The sequence below is a fragment of the Pseudomonas marginalis genome (genome assembly GCF_008692035.1).
In the GTDB taxonomy this organism is placed as follows: domain Bacteria; phylum Pseudomonadota; class Gammaproteobacteria; order Pseudomonadales; family Pseudomonadaceae; genus Aquipseudomonas; species Aquipseudomonas marginalis.
Genome location: NZ_VTFG01000001.1, coordinates 1883045 through 1897494, shown reverse-complemented (window position 1 = coordinate 1897494; position 14450 = coordinate 1883045). Strand labels below are relative to the sequence as shown.

Below are 14450 nucleotides of genomic sequence, written 5' to 3'. Positions count from 1 at the left end.
TTAGACTTGTCGCCATTGATTGAGTGGAGGTGGCGATGTTTCAGGTGCATAAAAAGGGCTTCGTGCCCGGCAGGAAAATGGTCGACGGCCTGGTCCCTTACGACTTCTTTTGCGAAGACAGCCCGGCGATCAATCTGTTTGTGTTTACCGGCGCCGCTACGCCGGGCGCCACCGTCGAAGAACAGACCCTGTGGGGCTTCACGCGGTTGGAACGTTTCGAGGCGATGAGCCACGCGTTGGTGAGCAACCAGCGGCACGCCGGCTGGTTTCAAAGCGTCAATGTGCTCACCGGGCCCAGCCACAACGGCACGCTAAGCGTGAAATTCCAGCGCGTGCTGAAAATCATCAAGCACGCCAGCCCGGCCCGTAAGGCCGACTACGAGATCCTCACCGACGAAGGCGACACCTATTTCACCCGCCAGGCGGTCGGCGAAAACAGCGCGCAAACCGTCATCTATTCGGCCGAGCCATAACGCCAACGGTGGGCTGGATTCGCCTCAAGCAAAAGCATCTCACCCACGTCCTGCTTGTTACTTCCGCCCACCAATGGGGCATCTTCTGCGCCATTGGGTAGCAAATTCCCACGCGACTTTTCAACGCCAGCGCCAGCTTTTTCCCTTCTATCCGATCTGAATCAATCACTTGGCTCCTGGCCCAGGCCGTTGGCACGCATTCTGCTTTTTTGTATTCGTGGATAATTGGATACAAAAATTCAAAAGGTGCTGCCGATGCAATTCGCTCCCGCTTACGTTGACCGCCAGCCCCTCACCGCCGAGGAGGAGGCCTACAACTTTCTGCTCGATGCCATTTGCGGCGGCCGCTACCGCAAGGGCGACCGGCTGATCGCCGAAGACATCGCCAGCGAGATCGGCATGAGCCGCATGCCGGTGCGCGAAGCCTTTCGCCGCCTGGATGCCCAGGGCCTGGTGACCCTGCGGCCCAACCGTGGCGCGATCGTCAGCGGTCTGGATATCGATGAGCTGCACGAAGTGTTCGAGATGCGCAGCGCCCTCGAAGGCCTGGCGGTGCGCGTGGCCGTCGGCCGTATCGGTGAGCGTCAACTCGCGGCCCTGGAGCGCATGCTCGACGCGATGGACGACTACCGCGATGAGAGCGCCGCCTGGGTCAGCCGCCATCGCGCGTTCCATGAATACCTGTGCAGCCTCAGCGGCCGCCCACGCTTGATGAAGCAGATTTCGGCGCTGTACTCGCTGGTCGAGGCGCCCATGCGCTTGTGGTTGCAGCACGGCGAAAAACCCCTCAGCGCCCGCCAGGAACACGCGGTGATCCTCGATGCGATCCGCGCCGGCGATGCCGCCCGCGCCGAAGCCGTGGTGCGCGAACACATCGAAGGCACCGTGCCGGCGCTGATCCAGTTCCTGCAAACCGAACAATAAGAAACACCCGCTGTGTTTTGACTTTAGTCCTGCCCCGTTATTCAACGAACTGGAGTGTCCGGTCATGCATAAATGCCGCGCCTTGCTGGTGGCTGTCTCCTTCGGTCTCTGCGCACAAGGGGCCTTTGCTGCGCCTCAAGTGCCGGATCGTCTGCAAAAAGTCGACAAACTTGTCTATTGCTCGGGGATGGATTCCCCGCCCCTGGTGTCCTTCGACGAAGCCCAGAAACCCCGCGGGCTCACCGTCGACCTGGGCCTGGAAATCGCCAGGCGCCTGGGCGACAAGCAAGTGCAATGGCGGGTGATTCCGTTCTCTGGCCTGGTGCCGGCGCTGCTCGCCCAGCAGTGCGACATGATCGTCGACCAGCTGTTCGACAAACCCGAGCGGCGCCAGGTGATCGACATCGTCAACTACATGTATTCCAGCCAGTCGGTGGTGGTGCCCAAGGGCAACCCCAAGGGCATCAAGGCGCTGGATGACCTGTCCGCGCACAAGGTCGCGGTGCTCAACGGCTCCACCATCAAGACCCTGCTCGATGCCCACAATGAAAGCCTGGCCAAGGCCGGCAAGCCCCCGATGAAACTGGTGGTCTACAACACCGACACCGACGCGTTCCAGGCCCTGCGCATCAGCCAGGTCGACGCCTACGGCACCACCGTGGAAACCGCCGGTTACTACGCAGCAATGGCCCCGGACCTGTTCCAGGAAGGCGTGCCGGCGTTCAGCCGCATCCTCACCGGCCTGGGCATACGCAAGGACGACCCGCAACTGACCGCCGCCGTGCAGCAGGTGATCAGCGATATGCGCAGCGATGGCAGCTATGTGCAGTTGCTGGACAAATGGCATGTCAGCAGCGACACACTCGACTGAGGCGTACCTGCAATGAATTTCAATTGGGATGTGTTCTGGCAGTACCTGCTGCAGCCCAGCGGGGTTTACCTCACGGGGCTGTGGCTGACCTGCCTGATCAGCGTACTGGCGATGCTGCTGGGCTGCGCGCTGGGGCTGGCGGCGGCGTTGTTGCGCTTGTCGAAGAACCCGCTGTTGCATCTGCCGGTGCGTTTTTACGTGTGGCTGATGCGCGGCACGCCGCTGCTGGTGCAGATCGTGTTTCTGTACACGGCGCTGGCGGCGGGCGGGATTTTCCGCTTTGAGGATATCGAACTGTTCGGCCTGATCGTCCCCGGCAATATCCAGGCGGCGATCATTGCCCTGGGCCTCAACGAAGGTGCCTACATGGCCGAGATCATCCGTGCCGGCATCGGCGCGGTGGACAAGGGCCAATATGAAGCCGGGCGCTCCCTGGGCATGGGCTTCGCCAAGTTGATGCGGCGCATCGTGCTGCCCCAGGCGTTCCGGGTGATCGTGCCGCCGCTGGGCAATGAGTTCAACGTGATGCTCAAGAACACCACCCTGGTCAGCGTGATCGGTGTGCAGGAACTGCTGCTCAGCACCCAGATGATCACCTCGGCCACCTTCCGGGTGTTCGAGCTGTACCTGGTGGTTGCCTTGTACTTCCTGACGCTGACCACCCTCTGGGGCTTTTTCCAGCGCTGGCTCGAAGCCCGCTTCAGCCAGTCCGACCGGCCTTCCGCGCCACCACCGGCAGCCAGCCGCATGTTCGGGCGCAGCACCCTGAAACTGCTGAGGGGACGATAACCATGGCGCACCAAAGTGAAGAGCTGATCATTGAGGCACTGGATATTCAGAAGTCGTTCGGCGCGTTGCAGATCCTCAAGGGTATCTCGCTGCAAGTACGGCGCGGCGAAGTGGTGGTGCTGATCGGCGCCTCGGGCTCGGGCAAGACCACCTTTATCCGCTGCATCAACCTGCTGGAAGACATCCAGGGCGGGCGCATCCGCGTCAACGGCCGCGCCATGGGCTATCGCGAGCGCAGCGACGGCAGCCTGGTGCGTGATTCGGAGCGCAACATCGCCCGCCAGCGCCGCGACATTGGCATGGTGTTCCAGCGCTTCAACCTGTTCCCCCATATGACGGCGCTGGAAAACATCATTGAAGCGCCGATCCAGGTCCTCGGCACGCCACGTGCCGAAGCACTGGAACAGGCCCGTGGCCTGTTGGCGCGGGTCGGCCTGGCGGACAAGGCCAGCCATTACCCGTCGATGCTCTCCGGCGGCCAGCAGCAACGGGTCGCCATCGCCCGCGCCCTGGCGATGAAACCCCAGGCCATGCTGTTCGACGAACCCACCAGCGCCCTCGACCCGGAAACCGTCGGCGAAGTGCTGCAGGTGATGAAAGAGCTGGCCGAGGAGGGCATGACCATGGTGGTGGTCACCCATGAAATGGGCTTTGCCCGGGAAGTGGCAGACCGCGTGGTGGTTCTCGACCAGGGCGAACTCATCGAACAAGGGCCGCCGGAACAGATCTTCAGCCACCCCAGTCATCCCCGGACCCGGGCGTTTCTCAGCCGTGTGTTATGACTTTTTTTGAAGAGCCTTTGCCATGTTGAAATTTTCTGCTCACGAGTATCCCTATCCATCGCAGCGCCAGAGCGTATTTGCCCGCCGTGGCATGGTCGCCGCGTCCCAGCCCCTGGCTGCCCAGGCCGGTATCGAGATCATGCAAAAGGGCGGTAACGCCATCGACGCGGCCATCGCCACGGCGGCCGCGCTCACGGTGGTGGAGCCCACCGGCTGCGGCCTGGGCGGCGATGCGTTTGCCCTGGTGTGGTGCAAGGGCCAGTTGCATGGCCTGAACGGCAATGGCCATGCGCCGGGCGCCTTGAGTGTCGAGGCGGTCAAGGCTGCCGGGCACGATCGGGTGCCGCTGTACGGCTGGACCCCGGTGACCGTGCCCGGCTGCCCATCGGCCTGGGCGGAGCTGTCGCAACGCTTCGGCAAGCTGGCGTTTGCCGAGTTGCTGCAACCGGCCATCCGCCTGGCCCGCGAGGGTTTCCCGCTGTCACCGGTGGTTGCCCACCAATGGCAGATCTCCTTGAACGAATTCAGCCCGCACCGCGATGAAGTGCTGCAAGCCTGGTTCGACACGTTCCTCATCGATGGGCGCGCACCCCAAGCGGGCGAGATTTTCCGCAACCCGGCCCAGGCGCGGACCCTGGAAGAACTCGCCGCCAGCCGTTGCGAAAGCCTGTATCGCGGTGCCCTGGCCGCACGCCTGGACGCCCACTCACGGGCCACCGGGGGTTACCTGCGCGCCAGTGATCTCAAGGACTACCGCGCACAGTGGGTGGACCCGATCCACATCAATTATCGCGGTGTCGACGTCTGGGAAATCCCGCCGAGCGGCCAGGGCCTGGTGGCGCTGATGGCGCTGAACATCCTCGAAGGCTTCACCTTCGATCACCGCGACAGCCAACAGACCTGGCACCGCCAGCTCGAGGCCATGAAGCTCGCCTACAGCGACGGCCTGCATTACATCACCGACCCGCTGCACATGCGCGTGGCAGTGGCCGACCTGCTCAGCGACGACTACAGCGCGCGCCGTCGCAGCCAGATCGGCGAACAGGCCCAGGCGCCCAAGCCCGGTGACCCGCACGCCAGCGGCACGGTGTACCTGGCCACGGCGGACGCCGAAGGCAATATGGTCTCGTTCATCCAGAGCAACTACCACGGCTTCGGCTCCGGCGTGGTACTGCCCGACAGCGGCATTGCGTTGCAGAACCGTGGGCAGGAATTCAGCCTCGACCCGAGCCACGCCAACTGCCTGGCAGCAGGCAAGAAAACCTTCCACACCATCATCCCCGGTTTCCTCACCAAGGACGGCCAGGCCCTGGGCCCGTTCGGCGTGATGGGCGGCTACATGCAGCCCCAGGGTCACGTACAGATGGTGATGAACCTGGTGGACTTCGGCCTCAACCCCCAGGCCGCACTGGATGCGCCGCGCTGGCAATGGCTGGGCGACATGAAGGTCGGCATCGAGCAGGGTGCCTCCCGCGACCTGGCCAATGCCCTGGCCCGGCGTGGTCACCAGGTGCAGATCGCCAGCGACCTCACCGACTACGGCCGTGGGCAGATCATCCTGCGCGACCCGGTCAGCGGCGTGCTGTGCGGCGGCACCGAACCGCGTGCGGATTCCCATATCGCGGTATGGTAACCAGGGCAGGGCATGGCGCCGCCATTGCCCTGCCATTTTGAAAAAAGTTGGTCGAAGCCTGTCCCCTTTTTTCACCTCGCCTGTCATTCCAGGCAAGTGAACAAAATCGAGAGCTTCTTCCAATGCCCGCAGTCCACCCCTTGCGCTTGCGCCCGTTGCTCAAACTGAGCCTGATGCTGAGCCTCAGCGCCAGCCCCTTGTTCGTCCCCGTCAGCTATGCCGAAGACAGCGCCGCGCGCCGCAGCTACCAGGTGCCGGCCGGCAGCCTGAGTGCGGCGTTGACCCGTTTTGCCGGGCTGTCGGGGGTCAACCTGTCGGTGGACCCGGCGCTGGTCAGCGGGCGCAGCAGCAGCGGTTTATCCGGCGAATATGGCGTGGAAGAGGGCTTTGCCCGCTTGCTGCAAGGCTCCGGCCTGCAATTGCAGCCCATGGGGGAGCAGGCCTACATGCTGGTGCCGGTGCCGGAGGGCGGCAGCCTGGAGCTGGCGCCCACGTCGATTCTCGGTACCACCGGCCTGTACGACGGCGACACCTACGCCGGTGGCCAGGTGGCGCGGCGTGGCTCGCAAGGCCTGCTGGGCACCCGGGACTTCATGGAAACCCCGTTCAGCATGACCACCTACACCCAGGACGCGGTGAAAAACCAGCAGGCGCGCACCCTCGGCGACCTGATCGCCAGCGACCCGTCGGTACGCGCCACCAACCCGGCCGGTGGGCGTTATGAACAGTTCACCATTCGCGGCTTCAGCCTGTTCAACAGTGATGTGTCGTACAACGGACTGTACGGCGTGCTGCCGACCTACACCATCGACATGGAGATGGCCGACCGCGTCGACATCTTCAAAGGCCCCACCCAGTTGATCAACGGCATCTCGCCGCGCGGCAGCGTGGGCGGCGGGATCAACGTGGTGCCCAAGCGCGCCACCGACAAGGACATCACCTCGTTCACCGGCACCTGGGCCTCCGACAGCCAGGCCGGTGGCGCCGTGGATGTGGGCCGGCGCTTTGGCGAGGACAACAAGTTCGGCCTGCGCTTCAACGGCGTGAAGCAGTCCGGCGATACCGAATGGGACCACCAGAGCGTCGACCGTGAGATGGCCGTGCTGGGCCTGGATTTTCGTGGCGAGCGCCTGCGCCTTTCCACCGATATCGGCCGCACCGAGCGCGACACCGATGCGCCGCAGGAGCGTGTGCAAGTCGCGGCTGCCGCGCCGGTGCCCAGCGCCAACGATGTGCGCCGCAACTATGCGCAGTCCTGGAGCAAGGCCCGCACCAAGGACACCTTCGGTACGCTGAATGCCGAATATGACCTCAGCGATTCGGTGATGCTCTACGGCGGTGTCGGCGCGCGCAAAAGCAACCACGAGTTCCTGCGCCATGCTGTTTCGGTGACCAATGCGGCCGGTGATTTCACCGTGCAGCCCCGGGACTTCACCCGCGATGAAAACGTCCGTACCGCCACGGCCGGCGTGCGTAACTGGTTCCACACCGGGCCGGTGAGCCATGAGGTCAACCTGGCCGCCAGCTACTTCTATATGGACTTCACCAACGGCGGTGCGCGTTATGCCAACGCATCGAGCAATCTCTACAACCCCGTGCAAACCCCGACGCCGTCGGTGGCCACGCGCCAGGATGCGAAGGTCTATACCGAGAACACGTTCAGTGGCGTGGCCTTGTCCGACACCCTGGGTTTCTTCGATGACCGCCTGTTGCTCACCCTCGGTGCGCGCTGGCAGCGCGTGATCGTGGATGACTGGAGCGACGGCATCAAAGGCAAGACCAACTACGATGAAGAAAAGATCTCGCCTTCGGGCGGCCTGCTGTTCAAGGCCACCGACAAGCTGTCGCTGTACGCCAACTACATGGAAGGGTTGAGCCAGGGCAAGATCGCACCATCTACGTCGCGCAACGAAGACCAGATCTTCCCGCCCTTTATCAGCCGCCAGGTGGAAGTCGGCGCCAAGTACGACGCCGGCGCCTTCGCCGTCACCGCCGCGGTGTTCCGCATCAAGCAACCGGCCTACGAGACCAACGCCACGTCGCGGCTGTTCGGTCCCAATGGCAAGCGCCAGAACACCGGTGCGGAGCTGAGCGTGTTCGGCGAACCCCTCAAGGGCGTGCGCCTGCTCGGCGGCGTGATGTACATCGACAGCAAATTGAAGGACACCACCAATGGCGCCTGGGACGGCAACCGCGCGCCGGCCACGCCCAAGTACAACGTCAACCTCGGTGCCGAGTGGGATGTCCCGACCCTCGAAGGCCTGACCCTGACCAGCCGTGGCATCCACTCCAGCTCCCAATACCTGGACCAGTCCAACGTCAAGGAAATCGACGCCTGGAACCGCATCGACGTCGGCGCCCGCTATGCGTTCAAGGTCGATGACAAGCACATCACCCTGCGGGCGAACGTGGAGAACGTCGCCGACAAGCGCTACTGGAGTTCGGCCGGCGCATCGGATGACAGCGAGCCGGGGCTGACCCTGTCGACCCCGCGCACCTATCTGCTGTCTGCCACCGTCGACTTTTAGACGCGGATTAAAAATGTGGGAGGGGGGCTTGCCCCCGATTGCGGCGGTTCAGTTGGAGCATCCTTGACTGACACACCGCTATCGGGAGCAAGCCCCCTCCCACATTAGGATCTCAGTTGGCTTCAGATTTCCACGCAGCCTTCTTGACCTCAATGGCCTTGGGCAACAACCGATTCTGGAAAAACAGATCCGCCGTCGCCTGCTGCGCCTGAATGATCCCCTCGTCAATCGGCAAAATCGGCGAAGGCGGGCGGTTGTCCATGTAGCGTGCGACCACCTCGGCGGGCAGGCCCATGAACTCGGTCAGTACTTTCAAACTGTCTTCGCGCTGGCTGCGGGTAAGGGCTTCGGCGGCGGTGAGTTCGTCGAGCAGGTCATGGATAAAGGCACCGTTGTCCCGCGCATACGCGCGCCGGGCGGTGTACACCGGACCCGACAAACCCAAGCCTTCGCCATTGGCCAGCACATGGCTGGGGCTCTGGCTCAAGGCGAGTGACGAGTAGGGTTCCCAGATCGCCCAGGCATCGACGCTGCCTTGTTCGAACGCCGCTCGCGCATCGGCCGGCGGCAGGTAGACCGGTTGGATGTCCTTGTAGCTCAGGCCTGCGTTGTTCAGCGCGCGCAGGATCAGGTTGTGGGAGCTGGAACCCTTCTGGAACGCCACTTTCTTGCCCTTGAGGTCCGCCACCGAATGCAGCGGGCTGTCATTGCGCACCAGGATCGTCTCGGCGCTGGGCTTGGGCGGTTCGGCGCCGATATAGACCAGGTCGGCCCCGGCGGCTTGGGCGTACAGCGGCGGGATGTCGCCGGTGGAACCCACATCCAGTGCCCCCACGTTCAGCGCTTCAAGCATCTGCGGGCCGGCGGGGAATTCGATCCACTTCACCTCCGTCTTCGGGAAACGCTTTTCCAGCAGGTCATGTTGCTTGGCGAGGACCAGGGCGATGGAGCCTTTTTGGTAGCCGATACGCAAGGTGGCGGGGTCGGCGGCCAGGGCGGTTTGCGTCACCGCCAGCAGGGCCAGGATCAGTGCGGGGATTTTCATGCTCTAGCCTCTGTAAAACGATGGGCCGGGCGCGCCAGGCCGAGGTTTTCGCGCAAGGTGGAACCGCTGTATTCAGTGCGAAACAGACCGCGCCGCTGCAGCTCGGGCACCACCCATTGCGCGACGTCTTCCAACCCACCCGGCAAGTGCGGCACCAGGATATTGAAGCCATCGGCCGCGCCGTTTTCGAACCAGTTCTGCAGCTCGTCGGCAATCTGCGCAGGCGTGCCGATCAGGCTGTAATGTCCGCGGCCCCCGGCAATTCGCCGACCCAATTGCGCGAGGGTCAGTTGCTCACGATCGGCCAAGTCACTCAGCAGTTGCTGGCGACTGCGTTGCCCGCTGTCGGTCAACGGCAGCGCCGGCAACGGCCCGTCCAGCGGGTAGCCGGACAGGTCGAAATTGCCCAGCATGCGCCCCAGCAACGCGACGCCCACCTCAGGTTCGACCAGATCCTGGAACGCCTCGAATTTGGCCTGGGCCTCGGCCTCGGTCGCCCCGACCACCACCAACACGCCGGGCATGATTTTCAGCGAATCCGGCCCGCGCCCGTACTGGCTCAAGCGGCCCTTGAGGTCGGCATAAAACGCCTGGGCATTGGCCAGCGAGGTCTGTGCGGTAAACACCACCTCGGCGGTCTGCGCGGCCAGTTCACGGCCGGCTTCGGACGAGCCGGCCTGCACGATCACCGGCTGGCCCTGGGGCGAGCGCGCCACATTCAGCGGGCCCTTGACCCGGAAGTGTTCGCCCACGTGGTCCAGCACATGCAGTTTCGTCGGGTCGTAATAGTTGCCGCTGGCCTTGTCGCGCACAAAGGCATCGTCTTCCCAGCTGTCCCACAGCCCGGTCACCACCTGATGAAACTCCCTGGCGCGGCTGTAGCGTTCGCCATGGCCGAGGTGTTCGTCGCGGCCAAAATTCTGCGCTTCGGCGGCGTTGTCCGAGGTCACCAGGTTCCAGCCCGCACGCCCGCCGGACAGGTGATCCAGCGAGGCGAATTTGCGCGCCACATGGTAGGGCTCGTTGTAGCTGGTGGTCGCCGTGGCGATCAGGCCGATGTTATCGGTCACCGCACTCAGCGCCGAGAGCAGGGTGAGCGGTTCGAAATGGTCCGAGCGCGCCATATGGCTGGCGATCTCACCAGTGGCAGCGGCGATGCTGTCGGCCACGAACAGCGCATCGAACTTCGCCGCTTCGGCCACCCGTGCCAGGTGTTTGTATTGGGCGAAATCCAGCCCGGCATCCGCCGGCACGTCCGGGTGGCGCCAGGCGGCGACATGGTGCCCGGTGGCCATGAGAAAGGCGCCGAGTTTCAGTTGACGGCTCATGCTAGAAATCCTTGCGCAGTTGCACGCCGAAGTAACGCTCATCGTCACGGGGTACGGCGCGGTAGATGTAGTTGCCGCCACTGGCCAGCAGCGGTGAGTAGGACTTGTCGGCGAGGTTCTTGGCCAGCAACGCCACGCGCCAACCGTTGGTGTAGTCGGCCAGGGCCACGCTGGCGTTCCAGATGCCATAGGCGCCTTGCTTGGTGTCGACGTTCTGACTGATGTCGTACTGTACTTCGCTCTGCCAGCTGTAGTCGGTGCCCAGTTCGATGTCCAGGCCGTTATCCAGCGGGATCGTGTAGTCGGCGCGCACGTAGCTTTTCCAGTCCGGGCTGAAGGGCAGTGGCTTGCCATTCACGTTGCACGTCGCCGCTGCACCGGCCGGGCAGGCGAACTCATCAATGCGCGCACGGGTGTAGGCCAGGGCGCCGGAAAGCTTGAGTTGCTGGGTGGCCTGCAGGGCGTAATCCAGCTCGACACCTTCGGTGCTGACGCTGCCGGCGTTGATCAGGCGGGTCACGACCTGGCCGGCGACGGTGTCGAAAAAGTTCGCCTGGTAGTTGTCGTAGTCGCTGTGGAATACCGCCAGGTTGGTGGTCAGGCGGTTGTTCCAGGCGGTGGCCTTGATCCCGGCTTCCCAGGTGTTGGAGGTTTCCGGCTTGAGCGCGTCGGTGTCGCGCGGCTGCATATTGAAGAACACGTTGTAGGCCGGGCCCTTGTAGCCGCGCGAGTAGGTGAGGTAGCTGGTGACACTGTCGCTGAGGTCGTACTGCACCCCGAGGCGGCCTGACCAGCCGTCTTCGTCCACCGAGCCGGAGCTGGAGGTGGCCGGTTGAATCCCGCTGACCGTGGTGGCCGAGGTGGAGACGCGGCGGTGATCGTATTTCAGCTCATCGTGGGTGTAGCGTAGGCCGGCGATGCCACGAAAGCGCGAGGTGAAGTTCAGCGTGGTCTCGCCGAACACCGCGTAGCTGTCGCTGGTGGTGCTGTAGTCGGCGATGCCACGGTCGGTGCGCGTGGTGGTCGTGAGCGTGCGCTGATAGGTTTCCTCGTCCTTGCCGTGCATGTAGAACAGGCCGCCGACGTATTCCAGGAACTCACCCTTGGGCGAGGCCAGGCGCAGTTCCTGGGAGTATTGGTCGAAAGCCAGCTCGCCCTTGTCGGCGGTGCCGGGGAAGGCGGCGGTCACTGTGCCGAGGCGGTCGCCGTCCTGGTACTGGGTGTTGTCCCAGCCGCGCCAGGCGGTGATCGAGGTCAGGGTGTAGTCGCCGAGGTTCCAGTCCAACTGAGCGGACAAGCCTTTGTTGGTGTCCTCGACATGGCTGCGCGTATCGGTGTTGATGTCGCGGTTGTCGCCGGAGGCGCGCACCGGGCTCAAGGCATTGCTGAAGGCCGGGCTCAGGGACTTGCTGACCACGCCATTCGGCGCATCGTCGTGGGACTGCATGTAGTCGGCGATCAGGGTCAGTTTCACGTCATCGTTGGGGGTGAATTCCAGCTTGCCGCGGATGCCCTTGTGGTTGTAGCCGTTGACCTCCTGGCCGTTGTGCTGGTTATCGACGTTACCGTCGTAGCTGCCGAACAGCGTGCTGATCGAGCCCTTGAGCACCTCCGGCACCAGGCTGCCGCCGATGCCGAAACGGGTGCGGCTTTCGTTGCCGCTGTAGTACGCCTGGTCGATATAGCCGTGGGTCTCGGCGGTGGGCGCCTTGCTGGTGATGTTGAGCACGCCGGCCGAGGCGTTCTTGCCGAACAAGGTGCCTTGCGGGCCGCGCAGCACTTCGATGCGTTTCAGGTCCAGCAGGTCGAGGGTGGCCTGGCCGGGGCGCGCATAGACCACGCCGTCGATCACCGTGGCCACCGTCGGCTCCACCCCAGGGGAGGTGGAAATGGTGCCCACGCCGCGCACGAACAGCGAGGTGTCCTTGTTCGAGGCGCCGGTGCGGAAGTTCAGCGACGGCACTTGCTGGGCGATGCTGGCCACGCCGTTGCGGTTGTCGCGCTCCAGTTGTTCGCCGTCCAGCACCGAGACCGCCACCGGGACTTTTTGCAGGGATTCTTCACGCCGGGTGGCGGTGACCGTCACCGCTTTGAGCGTGGGTTCCTGCTCGTCGGCGGCAAAGGCGCCGGGCACGGGGAGGGCGGTCAGACCGGCGAGAAGGAATAAGTGCGTGTGCCTGTGCATGGTGTGTTCGCTCGAAAAAATGCCCTGGACCGCTGCGGCTCTCACGACCGTCAGCGCCTGTAAGACTGTCGTGGGCATTCGCTTGAGCGAGTAGCAGACAGCGCGCTTTGTTAGCGCTAACATCGGTATTATTGGTAGCTCGGGTTTAGAGCGTCAAAGACTTAAAAATTATTCCTATATTCTTTTTTGTTGTTAGCAGGATGGTCCCGTGAGCGAAGACAAACCGCGTAAACGCCGTGGCGCCGGGCGCGTCACCTTGAACACCGTGGCCCGCCAGGCCGGGGTGTCGGCGATCACCGTGTCGCGCTATTTCAACCAGCCGGAGCAGGTCTCGCCCGAGCGTCGCGAGCGCATCGCCGAGGTGGTGGCCGAGCTGGGTTATGTGCCCAACCTGGTGGCCGGCGGGCTGGCGTCGGCGCGGGGGCGGATCGTGGCGATGGTGATCCCGAACATCTCGGGGCCGATCTTCGCCAACACGATCCAGGGCTTCAGCGACACCCTCAGTCGCCATGGGTATCAGCTGTTGCTGGCGTCCAGTTACTTCAGCGCCGAGCAGGAAGAAAGCGCGGTGCGCGCGTTCCTCGGCTGGTCGCCGGCGGCGCTGGTACTGACCAGCCGCTTCCACAGTGCAGGCACCGAAAAGATGATCGCCGACACCGAGATCCCGGTGGTGGAAACCTGGGACTACGTGCCCGAACGCGCGCCGGTGCAGATCGGTTTTTCCCACTACGACGTCGGCGTCACGGCCGCGCGCTACCTGCATGGCAAGGGCTATCGGCGCATGGCCTTCGTGCAGAACAGCGCCACGGGCGACTTCAGCGCGCTGGAGCGGGGCGATGGGTTTGCCGCGACCCTGATCGAACTGGGTGTACAGCCCCGGGTCTTCGTCCCGGACGCCGACAGCGCGCCTTTCGAGGCCGGCAAGCAGGCGATGCAAGCCCTGATGAACCACGCCACCCCGCCTGACGCGATCTTCTTCGCCAATGACAACCTCGCCGCCGGTGGTTTGCTGGCCGGGCAGCGTTCCGGGTTAAAGTGCGCGGTGCTCGGGTTCGGTGATTACCCGTTTGCCGAAATGCTGTTGCCCAGCCTGAGTACAATCAAACCGCCGGCCCTGGAGATCGGCGTACTGGCGGCAACCCGCGTGCTGGAAAGCCTCGGCGTGTTGCCGGATGCCGTACAGCGTTTGAACCTGTTGGATTGCTGCTTGATCGAACGGGAAAGCGCCTGAGCTTTTTTATCGCCCACTAGGACCTGCCCATGACCGAACCCGCCCCCAAGACCCGCCGCGCCCCCAAAGGTGAAAAACGCCGCGAAGAGCTGCTGGACGCGGCCCTGCAGGTGTTTTCCCTGGAAGGCTACAGCGGCGCCTCGATGGCCCAGGTGGCGGCGATCGTGGGTATTTCGGTGGCCGGGCTGCTGCATCATTTTCCCAGCAAGATCTCGCTGTTGATGGGGGTGTTGCAGCGTCGCGATGAGGTCAATCAACGGATTGCCGATGAGGTACGTGCGGAGAAAACCCTCAATGGCCTGCTCGGCAGCCTGCGTGCGATCAATCGTTCGAATGCCACGGCACCGGGCGTGGTGCGCGCGTTTACCATCTTGAATGCCGAAAGCCTGCTGGACACCCAACCGGCCTGGGCCTGGTTCCAGGCGCGCTATGCGGCGATTCACCAGCGCATGCAGGGGCAGTTTGCCGACCTGGTCGCGGCGGGGGAGGTGCGCAGCGATGTGGACATCGCCGGGCTGGTGGAAGAAATCCTGGCCATGATGGATGGCCTGCAGATCCAGTGGCTGCGGTTTCCCGAGCAGGTGGACCTGGTGGCGCGGTTTGACAGCTACATCGCGCGGGTCGAGGCAGCCATCAGAACCTGAGTCGAACACAGTCAACA

The 14450-nt window shown here is 63.8% G+C and carries 12 protein-coding genes; 9 read left to right on the top strand and 3 right to left on the bottom strand.

Annotated features, from left to right (window positions below; genetic code table 11):
• The first annotated feature begins 35 nt into the window (after window positions 1–35).
• From FX984_RS08480 to FX984_RS08450, 7 genes are all read left to right on the top strand, one after another.
• Window positions 36–473 carry a hypothetical protein gene (locus FX984_RS08480; RefSeq protein ID WP_027607399.1) on the top strand — a complete coding sequence of 146 codons (438 nt, stop codon included), beginning with the start codon at window positions 36–38 and terminating at the stop codon, window positions 471–473.
• Between the two features lie 255 nt (window positions 474–728).
• Complete coding sequence (locus FX984_RS08475; protein WP_027607400.1) at window positions 729–1397, top strand: GntR family transcriptional regulator; 669 nt, start codon at window positions 729–731, stop codon at window positions 1395–1397.
• 64 nt (window positions 1398–1461) lie between these two features.
• A complete protein-coding gene (locus tag FX984_RS08470; protein ID WP_027607401.1) occupies window positions 1462–2268 on the top strand; it encodes an ABC transporter substrate-binding protein in 807 nt (268 codons plus the stop codon).
• Window positions 2269–2280: 12 nt separating this feature from the next.
• Window positions 2281–3057 carry an amino acid ABC transporter permease gene (locus FX984_RS08465; RefSeq protein WP_027607402.1) on the top strand — a complete coding sequence of 259 codons (777 nt, stop codon included), beginning with the start codon at window positions 2281–2283 and terminating at the stop codon, window positions 3055–3057.
• Window positions 3058–3059: 2 nt separating this feature from the next.
• Complete coding sequence (locus FX984_RS08460) at window positions 3060–3839, top strand: amino acid ABC transporter ATP-binding protein (RefSeq protein ID WP_027607403.1); 780 nt, start codon at window positions 3060–3062, stop codon at window positions 3837–3839.
• A 22-nt stretch (window positions 3840–3861) separates the two neighbouring features.
• Window positions 3862–5472: a gamma-glutamyltransferase family protein gene (locus FX984_RS08455; RefSeq protein WP_146476536.1), complete on the top strand. Its 1611-nt coding sequence runs from the start codon at window positions 3862–3864 to the stop codon at window positions 5470–5472.
• A gap of 122 nt (window positions 5473–5594) precedes the next feature.
• Window positions 5595–8000, top strand: a complete 2406-nt coding sequence (locus tag FX984_RS08450; protein ID WP_146476535.1) for a TonB-dependent receptor — start codon at window positions 5595–5597, stop codon at window positions 7998–8000.
• Between the two features lie 112 nt (window positions 8001–8112).
• Here FX984_RS08450 and FX984_RS08445 read toward each other — a convergent pair whose 3' ends face one another.
• Genes FX984_RS08445 through FX984_RS08435 form a run of 3 tightly spaced genes read right to left on the bottom strand, consistent with a single transcriptional unit; the run spans window position 8113 to window position 12558 of the window.
• Entirely contained in the window at window positions 8113–9045 is a 933-nt protein-coding gene (locus FX984_RS08445) for a sulfonate ABC transporter substrate-binding protein (RefSeq protein ID WP_146476534.1), read from the bottom strand.
• Entirely contained in the window at window positions 9042–10382 is a 1341-nt protein-coding gene (locus FX984_RS08440) for an LLM class flavin-dependent oxidoreductase (protein WP_186511877.1), read from the bottom strand. The genes FX984_RS08445 and FX984_RS08440 overlap by 4 nt, the downstream gene beginning before the upstream one ends.
• Complete coding sequence (locus FX984_RS08435) at window positions 10375–12558, bottom strand: TonB-dependent receptor (RefSeq protein WP_146476532.1); 2184 nt, start codon at window positions 12556–12558, stop codon at window positions 10375–10377. Before FX984_RS08435 ends, FX984_RS08440 begins: the two co-directional genes overlap by 8 nt.
• 208 nt (window positions 12559–12766) lie before the next feature.
• On the opposite strand from FX984_RS08435, the gene FX984_RS08430 reads away from it, so the two are divergent.
• Window positions 12767–13789, top strand: coding sequence for a LacI family DNA-binding transcriptional regulator (locus FX984_RS08430; RefSeq protein ID WP_146476531.1), 1023 nt, complete (start codon window positions 12767–12769; stop codon window positions 13787–13789).
• Window positions 13790–13818: 29 nt separating this feature from the next.
• Window positions 13819–14433, top strand: a complete 615-nt coding sequence (locus FX984_RS08425; RefSeq protein WP_027607410.1) for a TetR/AcrR family transcriptional regulator — start codon at window positions 13819–13821, stop codon at window positions 14431–14433.
• The last annotated feature ends 17 nt before the right edge of the window (window positions 14434–14450 follow it).

Bases quoted from the DNA above. Each gene is read 5' to 3' on its own strand.
- FX984_RS08435 (WP_146476532.1), bottom strand. From the start codon at position 12,558: ATGCACAGGCACACGCACTTATTCCTTCTCGCCGGTCTGACCGCCCTC.
- FX984_RS08425 (WP_027607410.1), top strand. From the start codon at position 13,819: ATGACCGAACCCGCCCCCAAGACCCGCCGCGCCCCCAAAGGTGAAAAA.
- FX984_RS08445 (WP_146476534.1), bottom strand. From the start codon at position 9,045: ATGAAAATCCCCGCACTGATCCTGGCCCTGCTGGCGGTGACGCAAACC.
- FX984_RS08460 (WP_027607403.1), top strand. From the start codon at position 3,060: ATGGCGCACCAAAGTGAAGAGCTGATCATTGAGGCACTGGATATTCAG.
- FX984_RS08480 (WP_027607399.1), top strand. From the start codon at position 36: ATGTTTCAGGTGCATAAAAAGGGCTTCGTGCCCGGCAGGAAAATGGTC.
- FX984_RS08465 (WP_027607402.1), top strand. From the start codon at position 2,281: ATGAATTTCAATTGGGATGTGTTCTGGCAGTACCTGCTGCAGCCCAGC.
- FX984_RS08475 (WP_027607400.1), top strand. From the start codon at position 729: ATGCAATTCGCTCCCGCTTACGTTGACCGCCAGCCCCTCACCGCCGAG.
- FX984_RS08455 (WP_146476536.1), top strand. From the start codon at position 3,862: ATGTTGAAATTTTCTGCTCACGAGTATCCCTATCCATCGCAGCGCCAG.
- FX984_RS08470 (WP_027607401.1), top strand. From the start codon at position 1,462: ATGCATAAATGCCGCGCCTTGCTGGTGGCTGTCTCCTTCGGTCTCTGC.
- FX984_RS08450 (WP_146476535.1), top strand. From the start codon at position 5,595: ATGCCCGCAGTCCACCCCTTGCGCTTGCGCCCGTTGCTCAAACTGAGC.